The organism is Pseudovibrio sp. POLY-S9 (assembly GCF_001431305.1).
Taxonomy (GTDB): Bacteria; Pseudomonadota; Alphaproteobacteria; order Rhizobiales; family Stappiaceae; genus Pseudovibrio.
Genome location: NZ_LCWX01000228.1, coordinates 75,884 through 86,939 on the forward strand (window position 1 = coordinate 75,884; position 11,056 = coordinate 86,939).

The following is an 11,056-nucleotide window of genomic DNA, read 5'->3' on the forward strand; positions in this document are numbered from 1 at the left end:
AAGCAGCTCATGCAAAAGGCCAGCTATCCAGACATCGTCCCGCGCCGGTTCCGCCTGCCTCCTCCTGAGCTGCACAACGCTGTTTCCAGCGTCGCCTCCAGCATGGGGTGGAAGGTGATTTACGAGTTACCCGCGGGTTTCCCGGACGAGCCCACCTACCTGCTCATGGAAGCACGCATGCCATACTTCTCTTTGAAGGATGATGTCGCCATTCGCATCCAGCCGGATAGGGTCGGGACACTTTTGGATATCCGCTCTGCGTCCCGCTTCGGCAGCCATGATTTTGGCACCAATGCCCGCCGTATAAGAGGGTTTCTGGCAAGTCTGGATAAGGTGCTCTTGCAAAACTACGGCATCACAGCCCGGGTTGAAGAGCCAGAGCTGGTCCTGCAGGACGAGGCCGAAGAGCCGCCTCGGATAAAAATCTCAGAGAGCGTGACACTGCTGGAAGCTCCGCTAGAACTGCCACCTTCAATTGCATCCATGTTGAAAGAGCGTGGGACCGCGCCAATTCCCTCACAAAAGCCTGCACAGTAAACTGCCTGCACCTGTCAAAGGAGCTGCTGCCAGTTTGGTAGAGTATGATCCGGAGATAAAAGCAGGCCCAGAAACGACATAACCAGCGCCGGGGAAGCACTGGTTATGAAAGCTTGCTTGAACAACGAGTACCGCTTTAAGGCTATCGCGAAACTCTGAGAGTTCTGAAGCCGGGGAAGCCGTTGAACTCTATAAATTCAATATGACTCATTTAATAGCATATATGTGTGATAATTGTCACGCCCCCACAAAAAAATACGCCCAGAAATGGGCGTATCTTTGATAACTCAAAATATAGCTTTGAAATCAAGCGTTTGTTTGGATGCGAAGATCTGCAAAAACATCTTCCAAACGTTTGATAGCCTCTTCAACAGTCGATTTTGGACAGGCCAGATTGAACCGCAGGAACGTTTCGCCACCTTTTCCAAACGTGCTGCCGATGTTGACAGCGACCTTCGCTTGCTTCTGGATTCGAGCGACGATCTCATCAAACGGCAGGTCAACATTTTTAAAATCGACCCACTGCAAATAGGTGCTCGCCATGCGCATCACTTTAGCACCAGGGATAGCAGCTTCCAGCCCTTCAATCAGCAGCTCCTGATTGGCCGCAATGTAATCGCAAGCCTCAGTGAGCCATTCATCGCCATGGTTGTAAGCCTCAGTTGTAGCCTGTGAGCCGAGCGGGGTGGCGTGAACTCCACAAGCTGTAAAGACCTTGCGGATTTGATCACGCAGCTCTTTGTTGCTGATGATGCACGCAGCCGTCGCAAAACCGGCCAGATTGAAGGTCTTGGAGGCAGATGTAAATGTAATCGTCCGCTCTGCAATCGCCTCAGACAAGGTCGAGGTGACCACATGCTTGGAGCCATCCAGAATTAGGTCGTGGTGGATCTCATCAGAGATGATCAAGATGTTGTGCTCAAGGCAGAACTCGCAAATGCGGGTCAGTTCCTCTGCAGTCCAAACACGACCACCCGGGTTGTGAGGGCTGCACAGCAACAAGATCTTGGTGCGCTCGTCAATCTGATCAGCCAGATTGTCGAAGTCCATGTAATAAGCGCCATCGCGCTCAATCAGCTGGCTTTCTACAAGGCGGCGGTTGTTGTCACGCACAGCGCGGCCAAATGCGTGGTAAACTGGTGAGAACACCAGGACGCCATCACCTTCCTCAGAAAACGCCTGAATAGCCATGGAGTAACCAGCAACAACACCGGGCACTGTTGTGATCCAGTCTGGAGAGACATCGAACTGGTGACGACGCTTCATCCAGGAAATGACAGCCTCTTTGTAAGGCGCATCATTACCGTAATAGCCGTTAATGCCGTGCTCCGCAGCGCGGGCAACCATGTCGTTCACGGCTTGCGGGGGGCGGAAATCCATATCTGCAACCCACATCGGCAAACCGTCATCAGGACTGATGCCATAGCGACTTTCCATCTCATCCCATTTAAGAGAATGAGTGTTTCTGCGATCGATCTTCTGGTCAAAAATACTGGTCATTACGTCTCTAAGTGTTGGAGAGATCGGTTTCTCTGGGGTGTCCTGACAGTGTGTAAGCTGAGCTATGTCAGCTCACGCAACGTGAATTTTGCGGAGAGTGTAACCTTCGCATCGCACATGACAACCCCTTGAGCGATGAGATCATCCAGTTGTGCAAGAACATTGAGCGCCGCTGCCCCATGCAGCTTTGGGTCCACATCTGTGTAAATGGCTTTCACCATGGTCATGACCTCATCATCCCCCGCACGCAAACGCTCAAGAATAGCATCGGAGCGCATCTGACGATGCTGCTTCAACTGGGGGAGAAAGACCTTCGGGTTGTTTACCTCGCCGCCATGAGACGGGAAGTAGCGGGTTTCACTACGCGCCATGAGCTTGTCCAGCGACTTCATATAGGCGTTCATAGACCCGTCTGGTGGTGCCACAATGGTTGTAGACCAGGCCATCACGTGATCACCGGGCAGCATCACACCTTGCTCAGGAAGGGCGAAAGAAAGGTGATTCTCTGTGTGTCCCGGCGTCGCAACCACTTCAATTGTCACACCATCAACAGAGATTTTAGCGCCATCCTCCAGCTCTTCGTCGGGCGTAAAGTCCTTCTGAGAGCTCGCATCCATGGGGGTCTCAGTCATATCAGCAAATGAAACAGCTCGTTTGTGAGGCCCGCATCCCATCACAGGAGCACCCGTCTTTTCCTTCAAAGGGCCGGCAAGTGGGGAATGATCCACATGGGTGTGGCTGACGAGAATGGCCTTCACGGGTCGGCCATCAATGGCCTTCATCAAAGCGTCCAGATGCTCCAGATCCATCGGGCCCGGATCGATGACAACAACCTCGTTTTTACCAACAAGGAAAGTGTTAGTTCCTGCAAACGTTAGGGCACTCGGGTTATTACAGGTCACGCGCGACAGCACATCGGTGATTGCAACAAGCTCACCGTGTCGTGCATCAAATTCGCGATTGAAGTCCATCTTGCTCATGTCAGGTCTCTCCCATTGCTCTTATAAATAAGCCTTTGGCAAATAAGAGGCAATGGCAACTAGACCTGATTGATGGTCGACTTTCTGCTCACGTCCCACAGTTCATCACAGAAGGGGCAAAATACCGATTTTCAGAAACTTTCATTTTTATATTGCAATTAAGAATGAGTTGCAACTAGACTGCAAGAAGAAACAGGATGCCCGCAGAAATTCTGATGGTATCTTTATTTAAAGAGCTCAGGGCGAAGATATTGGCCAGGAACAAAGTGGCTGGGTCGGAGAACTGCGAAAGATGAAGAGCCGGAAAGTTTGCTCTAGTCGTTTTAGAAAGTTGGATTTTATGCGCTACTTCAAAGCTGCTGTGTTTGCAGTGACAGTGATGGTTCTCGCAGGCTTTTCCAGCCTGTCAGCGGCACTTGCCAAGGCTCCGATCAATGCAGTTGCCACAGTGGGCATGGTTGCTGACGCTGTGCGTGCCGTTGGCGGTGACAACGTCACTGTGGAAGCGCTGATGGGAACAGGCATTGATCCGCACTCCTACCGCCAGACCCGCTCTGACGTGGTGAAGATGGGCCGCGCAGATGCGATTTTCGCAAACGGTTTGTTTCTGGAAGCGCAGATGGAAGATCTGCTGCTGAAGCTTCAAAAACGTAAACCTGTCTTCTTCATCGGTGAAACCATCGACTCTGCCAAGCTTGAAGGTTCAACCGCGTACGCTGGTCGCTATGACCCGCACGTCTGGATGAGCCCGACCCTTTGGCAAGGCGCGATCAATGGTGTGACCGAAGCCTTCGTCTCCATGGACCCTGAAAACGAGCAGGACTATCGCGACAACGCAGCAGCCTATCTGGCGCAGGTGCAGGAGCTGGCAAATTATGGCGATAAGATCCTCCAGACGGTACCTCAGGAGCGCCGTGTTCTTGTAACCGCGCATGATGCTTTCACCTATCTTGGCCGCGACTTCAATCTGGAAGTGGTTGGCATTCAGGGCATCTCCACCAACTCAGAAGCTGGTTTGCAGCGGATTGAGACACTGGTTGACCTTCTCGTCGACCGCAAAGTCACAGCAGTGTTTGTTGAATCGTCAGTATCAGAGCGAAACATACGTGCGCTGGTCGAAGGTGCCGCAGCCAAAGGCCACAAGGTCGAGGTCGGCGGCGAGCTCTTCTCAGATGCGATGGGCCAGTCCAATACCTATGAAGGAACGTATATTGGTATGATCGACCATAACATGACCTCGATTACACGCGCTCTGGGTGGAGAAGCACCTGCTCAGGGTATGCAGGGTAAACTTGGAGCAGGTCACTAAGATGCATGATAGAAGTTCCTCCGGTCTGCACTTGTTGCATGACACCGACAGCTCAAAAACTGTGAACCCGCAGGACCTGCCGTTCACCGTGCAGGGCATGACGGTCGCTTACCACCACAAACCTGTGCTTTGGGGCGTGTCGTACTCAGCTCCAAAGGGATGCCTGACAGCCATCATTGGCCCTAATGGCGCTGGTAAGTCCACATTCCTGAAAGCCGCTCTTGGCCTGATCCCGAAACTCTCTGGCGACACCAAAGTCTTTGGCGCACCAATCGAAAAGGCCCTCAAGCGCATCGCCTATGTGCCGCAGCGCTCAGCCGTGGATTGGGATTTTCCGGCAACGGCCATTGATGTGGTGCTGATGGGCCTTTACGGCCAAATCGGCTGGTTCCGTTGGCCATCCCGCAAGCACCGTCAAAAGGCGATGGACTGTTTGAAATCCGTTGGCATGCAGGACTTTGCAAACCGCCAGATCGGTCAGCTCTCCGGTGGTCAGCAGCAGCGCGTGTTCCTTGCAAGAGCTTTGGCACAGGATTCTGAAGTCTATCTCATGGACGAACCGTTCGCCGGTGTGGACGCTGCAACAGAAAAAGCAATCGTAGCGGTGCTCCGCCAACTGGTAGCAGATGGTAAGACCGTTCTTGTGGTGCACCACGATCTTGAAACCGTGCGTGATTACTACTCCCACATCCTGCTGCTCAATGGGCAGCACGTGGCAGACGGCCCAGTGGAGACAACCTTCACCGCTGAAAACCTGCAAAAAGCGTATGGCGGACGCCTTGCCAGCACTCAGCTGGATGGCCTCTCTGAAGCCTCAAACGCGTAAGGCAACGTCATGGAACAGTTCTTTGCCGCCCTTACTTTGTCCGCAGGCTACAACACAGCGCTGGTTTGCATTGGCGCAGCCCTTCTGGGTGCGGCCAGTGGTGCCATCGGTGTTTTTGTTTTGCTCAGAAAGCGGACACTGATCTCGGATGCTGTCAGTCACGCAACACTTCCCGGCGTCGCGCTCGCCTTCATCATCGCACAGGTCTACTTCGATTCAGGTCGCTCCCTGCCAGTGCTCCTGTTTGGTGCAGCCTTGTCTGCTGGTGTGGGCGTTCTCGCCGTGGATTGGATCAAAACCCACACTCGCCTCACAGAAGATGCCGCCATCGGCACCGTACTTTCCACCTTCTTTGCCGTGGGTATGGTGCTGCTGACGATCATCCAGTCCATGTCCATTGCAGGGCAGGCGGGTCTGGAAGGCTTCCTGCTTGGTGCAACCTCCGGCATGCTCAAGTCTGAGGCGCTGACCATCTCAGTGGCAGCAGCACTCGTTGGCCTTGCCGTTGTGCTGCGCATGAAAGAATTCTCACTGCTTTGCTTTGATGAAAGCTTTGCAGCAGCCTGTGGTTACAACGTGCGCTGGCTGGACCGCACACTGCTTCTGCTTTTGCTGGGCATTGTGGTGATCGGCCTTAAAACAGTAGGTCTCGTTCTCATTATTGCTTTGGCAATCATCCCACCTGTGGCTGCCCGTTTCTGGACAGACCGCGTGCCGGTGTTGGTTGCCATTGCCGCAGGTATTGGCGCCTCGGGAAGCTACATTGGAGCTGCTCTCTCAGCCAGTGCACCAAACATGCCAACAGGCGGTTTGATCGTGCTGGTGCTCTTCAGTTTCTTTGTAGTTTCCCTGCTTATCTCGCCTGTCAGAGGCATTCTGGCAGCAGCGCTCAAGCACTATCGTTTCCAGCGCATCGTACACTTGCGTCAGGGTTTGCTTGCCATCGCACACGATGAACCAGTGCTGGAACCTCTCACCCGCTCCATCCTCCGTCGTGGTGGTTTCATGGGCGGTGACGGTCAGCCAACGGTCAAAGGCCAGTCTGAAGCTCGCCTCATTGAGCGGGACCAGAAGCTCTGGAACCTCTACCGCGAAATGCACCCAGAAGAATCACATGCACTGGCCGACTGGTCCCTGAAGCCAATCGGAGAAGTTTTGCCCGCTGATACAGTCAGAGTGTTGGAACAGGAACTAAGCCCGCATGTTGTGCGCGGTGATGAAACAAGCAGAGGAGGAGCAGTCTGATGGATATTTTCCTGCAATTTGACCTCCCAAGCATCCTGCTCGGGTCTTTGGCAGCACTCGCCTGCGGTCTTCTCGGCAACTTCCTCGTTCTGCGCAAGCAAGCACTCATGGGCGATGCAATCTCCCACGTGGTTCTGCCAGGTATCGTGATCGGCTTCCTGTTTACCCATGAGACCAGCTCCTGGGCCATGATGCTCGGAGCTGGGGGAGCAGCAATCTTTGCAGTCCTCTTGATTGAGCTTATCCGGCGTATCGGCAATGTGGAACCAGGGGCAGCCATGGGTGTGGTGTTCACCACCATGTTCGCTGCAGGCGTTGTGATTCTGGAGCAAACCGGGACCGCTGGCGTCCATCTGGATGTGGAACACGCGCTCTACGGTAATCTGGAAAGTGCAATCTGGCTGGATGCCTATTCCCTCTCAGACCTGTGGAACTGGCAGGTGCTCATGACCCTGCCGGAAAGCATCAAGCAGCTGTTTGTTGTTAATATGCTGGTGATTATGTTTATCGTGCTGTTCTTCAAAGAGTTGAAGATCTCCAGCTTTGACACGTTGCTCTCTGCAAGCCTTGGTTTCTCGCCTAAATGGCTTGGCCTTTCACTCATTGTCATGGTGGCAATCGCTGCTGTTGCTGCATTTACAGCTGTAGGGTCAATCCTTGTGATTGCTATGTTTATCTGCCCGGCAGCAACGGCCCGTATGCTGACAGATAACCTGAAAGTCCAGCTCTTCATCTCCGGCATCGCATCCCTGTCCGCTGGCCTGTTTGGCTACTTGCTGGCAGCGTTCGGTCCGGGCCTGCTTGGCTATGAATTCTCCGTGTCTGCAGCCGGTATGATTGCGGTTGTCGCTGGTCTGCAGCAGGTGCTTGCCATGTTGTTTGCTCCGCACTATGGCGTCGTTATGCGGCGTCGCCGGCAAAGAGCGCACGCAAGCGTCTGATAGAGCCTGTAGCCTTCGACAATTGAAAGGGAGTACCTGAAAAGGTGCTCCCTTTTTAGTTTGCCAAATAAATAACAGATTGAAATTACCTAGAGTTTTCAGGTCAACCTATAGAAATATAAATACAATATTGCCTAGCCCGCTAATAATGAGCTACGCTCCATAAGTTAATATACGTAAATTGTCATGGGTCTGTCACAGGTTGCAGTTAGCTGCCTAGGTGATGGAACCGGAGAGGCGCCGAATCTAAGTATCGCGCCTCGGTTGCTATTAAGAATTCTTTGTCTCTTGAGGGTCCGTAAATGTCTATCTCTCGTCGTTCGGTTATAAAAGGCACTGCCGCAGCCTCCGCTGCTGCGATTGCCGCTCCTGCAATTTTGAAGGCCTCTGATGCGCTGGCATCTTCTGGTCAGGTGAATGTGTTCGCATGGGGCGATTACGTTCAGGACAACATGATCAAGAAGTTTGAAGGTGACACAGGCATCAAGATCAACCTGTCCACCTTTGGTTCCAACGATGAAGCTGAGCAGAAGCTGAAAGCAGCTGGTGGCAAGGGCTTTGACGTGATCTTCCCGTCCATCACCAACGGTGCCAACTACTACCCGGATGACCTGCTGGCACCTCTTGATGAGAGCAAGCTCAAGGTTGATGCTGTTGTGCCTTCCATGCTGCGCGACAGCGTGAAGCTGGGCGGCACCTACCGCGGCAAGCGTATGCTGCTGCCATTCGACTGGGGCACAGAGGCAATCACCTTCGACAGCTCCGTGTTCCCGCTGTCAAACGATGAAGTTTCCTTTGGTTCCCTCTGGGCACCGGAAGCAAAAGGCAAGGCTGCCTTCCGTCAGAAGTCCGCTCTGATCGGCACCGGCCTATACCTCGATGCAATCGGCAAAGTGAAATCTGACCGTATGCTCGATGTTTACAAGACCGAGGAAGACGCCCGCCGCGTTTGGGACGAAGTAGCCAAGTTCATCATTGAGCGCAAAGCAAACATTGCTGCGTTCTGGAACAACGCAACCGAAGCAACAAACGCCTTCAAACAGGCTGGCGCGTCTATCGGTCAGACATGGGACACAACCGGTCTGCTGCTCAGCCGTGAAGATGCAAAATGGAAGTACCGCATGCCAAAAGAAGGCGGCATGACCTGGATGGATTCCATGGGCATTCCAAGCGGTGCGGCCAACACAGAACAAGCCTACGCCTTCATCAACGCCATGCTTGACCCGCAAATGGCAGGCATGTTCAGCTCAAACACCGGTTACAACTCCGCTGTTGTTGGTGCTGCAAACCATGCAGGCGAAACCTACAAGAAGCAGTTCCTGGAAATCTACAACAACGACACGCTGGCGAACCTGTGGTGGTACCCGGCAGATACGCCGTGGTTCGCTCCACTGCGTCAGGAATACGTTGACAAGATCACCAACGCTTAAGGGCGTTGAAAGCAAAGCGCGGCATCAGCCGCGCTTTGCACATCCGCTCCTAAGAAATGCAGCAGCAAGACTGCGCACCATACGAGCACGGACTGTGCACTGGTCAAAATGTCAGGCACGCAGAAAACCTCTGAATTTCCAATCTTTAAGAGATTGAAGCGAAGCAATAGGCACTTCATGCACGGCAATGATGTAATTCTTGAAAACCTCTCCATGAAATTTGGCGATTTCGTCGCCGTCCAGCCCACTGACCTTAAGATCAACGCTGGTGAGTTTTTCTCCATCCTCGGTCCGTCTGGTTGTGGCAAAACAACCATTTTGCGCATGATCTCCGGCTTTCTTACTCCCTCACAGGGCCGTGTTGTGATCGGCGAAAAAGACATGTCCGGCATCCGTGCAAATGCCAGACCAACAGCTCTGATCTTTCAGAACCTTGCGCTGTTTCCGCTCATGAGCGTGCGAGACAACATTGCCTTCGGTCTTGAAGCACGCGGCATCGCAAAGAAGACCCGGCTGGAAAAGGCGCAGGAGCTTTTGTCTCTGGTCGCGCTGGATGGTCAGGGCGACAAACTGCCTACAGCATTATCAGGCGGACAGCGCCAGCGCGTTGCCATCGCCCGCGCCCTTGCAGTTGAGCCCTCTGTGCTCCTGCTTGATGAACCGCTCTCCGCACTCGATCTCAAACTCCGCCAGCACATGCGCGCAGAGTTGAAAGACCTGCAGCGTAAAACGGGTGTAACCTTCATCTACATCACACACGATCAGGGTGAAGCACTGACCATGTCAGACCGTGTTGCGGTCATGAACAAAGGCGTGGTGGAACAGGTTGCCACCTCTGACGAGATTTACGCGCACCCCAAAACGCCCTTTGTGGCAAGCTTTGTGGGTGAGCAGAACATCTTCAAAGGCAAAGTCATTGGCAAAGAAGGTGACTTCGCAATTCTGGAAACATCGCAAGGCAAGCTCTTTGGCCAGAACGCACACGGCTTGAATGAAGGAGAGGAGGCCATCCTCTTCGTGCGTCCTGAGCGAATGACCTTGGAAGAAAAGCAGGGCCAGCAGAACGGCCTCTCTGCAATTCTGGAGCGCCGCGACATGGAAGGTCCTTTTGTGAACCTCCATATGCGGGCAGGGGACCAACCCGTTGCAATCCACGTGACCAATGTTGAGCAGACCCACCAGCCTCTGGGCGCAGACCAGAAACTCTGGTTTGCTGCGCAAGATGCCGTTGTGATGCGTCCGGGAGAGCTGGCCAGTGAATAGTCTGATCAAGAGTTACGGCAAAGGCCTGACCACACTTTTTATAGGTCTGGCTGCGATCTGGATTGTGGTGCTGATTATTCTGCCGCAAATGTCCATGATCGACCGCGCCTTCACCTATGAAGACAGGGGCGGAGCGGCAGCAACACTGGCACTGGAAATTGACCGCGCCTATGAAGACGTGTTCCAGATCAACACCAGACTGGTAGAGCTTCAGGCCGAAAAAGAGGATCTGATTGCTGGCACGTCTACTGCTCCCCAGCAAGACAGTGCCTCCGCACTCAATCCGTTTGGTACACCGTCACCCTCTGATGATACCTCCGGCCTCAATCCATTCGGAACGCCGTCAGTACCAGAAGCAAACGATACATCAGGCCTGAACCCGTTTGGCGCACCATCAGCAGGCAACACAAGCGCGGTAAGCCGCAGTCTTGCCGAAATTGAGACCGAGGAAGCACCGTTACTAGCGCAAAAGGGTGAACTAGAAACCCAGATTGCTGCGCTGGAAATAACTGAGAAATCCACGACAGACGCTGTCGGTTTGGATACCTCTTATTCGCTCAAGAACTTCACTATGATGAGTTCGGTGCATTTCCAAATCTTCCTTGCCACCATCATCTACGCGCTCTGCGTCACTATTCTGGCGTTTGCACTGTGCTATCCAGTGGCCTACGCCGTTGCGATGACCACGAACCGTAACAAGCTTGCAATCCTGATGCTTGGCCTTCTGATCCCCTACGCAATCAACGAGCTGCTGCGCATCTTCTCGTGGATCATGATCTTGGAAAAGCAAGGCGTGCTCAACGGTCTGCTGGACCTGCTGGGCATCATCAACATGGAAGCTGGCGAAGGCTTCCGCTTTGTTGCCTCCAATGGCGCCGTGTTCACCGTAATGGTCTACGCCTACGTGCTCTTCATGGTTTTCCCAATCTATAACACGGTTGATACGCTCGACAAAAACCAGATCGAAGCGGCAAAGGATCTGGGCGCGTCCACATGGCGTATTCACTGGCGGGTGGTTCTCCCGC

Annotated in this window: 10 protein-coding genes; 8 read left to right on the forward strand and 2 right to left on the reverse strand. The window is 53.4% G+C overall.

The window, feature by feature from the left end; genetic code table 11:
• Window positions 1–537: DUF1499 domain-containing protein (locus PPL9_RS22995; RefSeq protein ID WP_152986810.1), on the forward strand; the 537-nt coding region annotated here is incomplete at its 5' end.
• 306 nt (window positions 538–843) lie between these two features.
• Here the strand turns inward: PPL9_RS22995 and PPL9_RS23000 are convergent.
• Window positions 844–2,037, reverse strand: a complete 1,194-nt coding sequence (locus tag PPL9_RS23000) for a MalY/PatB family protein (protein ID WP_057464901.1) — start codon at window positions 2,035–2,037, stop codon at window positions 844–846.
• Between the two features lie 62 nt (window positions 2,038–2,099).
• Window positions 2,100–3,017 carry an MBL fold metallo-hydrolase gene (locus tag PPL9_RS23005; RefSeq protein ID WP_057464902.1) on the reverse strand — a complete coding sequence of 306 codons (918 nt, stop codon included), beginning with the start codon at window positions 3,015–3,017 and terminating at the stop codon, window positions 2,100–2,102.
• A gap of 340 nt (window positions 3,018–3,357) precedes the next feature.
• Between PPL9_RS23005 and PPL9_RS23010 the strand changes: the two genes are divergently transcribed.
• From PPL9_RS23010 to PPL9_RS23045, 7 genes are all read left to right on the forward strand, one after another.
• Window positions 3,358–4,326, forward strand: a complete 969-nt coding sequence (locus tag PPL9_RS23010) for a zinc ABC transporter substrate-binding protein (protein WP_057464903.1) — start codon at window positions 3,358–3,360, stop codon at window positions 4,324–4,326.
• Window position 4,327: 1 nt separating this feature from the next.
• Window positions 4,328–5,152, forward strand: coding sequence for a metal ABC transporter ATP-binding protein (locus PPL9_RS23015; protein ID WP_057464904.1), 825 nt, complete (start codon window positions 4,328–4,330; stop codon window positions 5,150–5,152).
• A gap of 9 nt (window positions 5,153–5,161) precedes the next feature.
• A complete protein-coding gene (locus PPL9_RS23020) occupies window positions 5,162–6,397 on the forward strand; it encodes a metal ABC transporter permease (protein WP_057464905.1) in 1,236 nt (411 codons plus the stop codon).
• The gene (locus PPL9_RS23025) at window positions 6,397–7,338 is read left to right on the forward strand and encodes a metal ABC transporter permease (protein WP_057464906.1); all 942 of its coding nucleotides are present in this window, start codon (window positions 6,397–6,399) and stop codon (window positions 7,336–7,338) included. The genes PPL9_RS23020 and PPL9_RS23025 overlap by 1 nt, the downstream gene beginning before the upstream one ends.
• Window positions 7,339–7,640: 302 nt before the next feature.
• Window positions 7,641–8,768, forward strand: coding sequence for an extracellular solute-binding protein (locus tag PPL9_RS23030; protein WP_057464907.1), 1,128 nt, complete (start codon window positions 7,641–7,643; stop codon window positions 8,766–8,768).
• A gap of 177 nt (window positions 8,769–8,945) precedes the next feature.
• Complete coding sequence (locus tag PPL9_RS23040) at window positions 8,946–10,031, forward strand: ABC transporter ATP-binding protein (protein WP_057464909.1); 1,086 nt, start codon at window positions 8,946–8,948, stop codon at window positions 10,029–10,031.
• Window positions 10,024–11,056 (forward strand): ABC transporter permease subunit (locus tag PPL9_RS23045; RefSeq protein ID WP_208989574.1); only part of this gene is annotated, 1,033 nt, incomplete at its 3' end. The genes PPL9_RS23040 and PPL9_RS23045, both read left to right, overlap by 8 nt.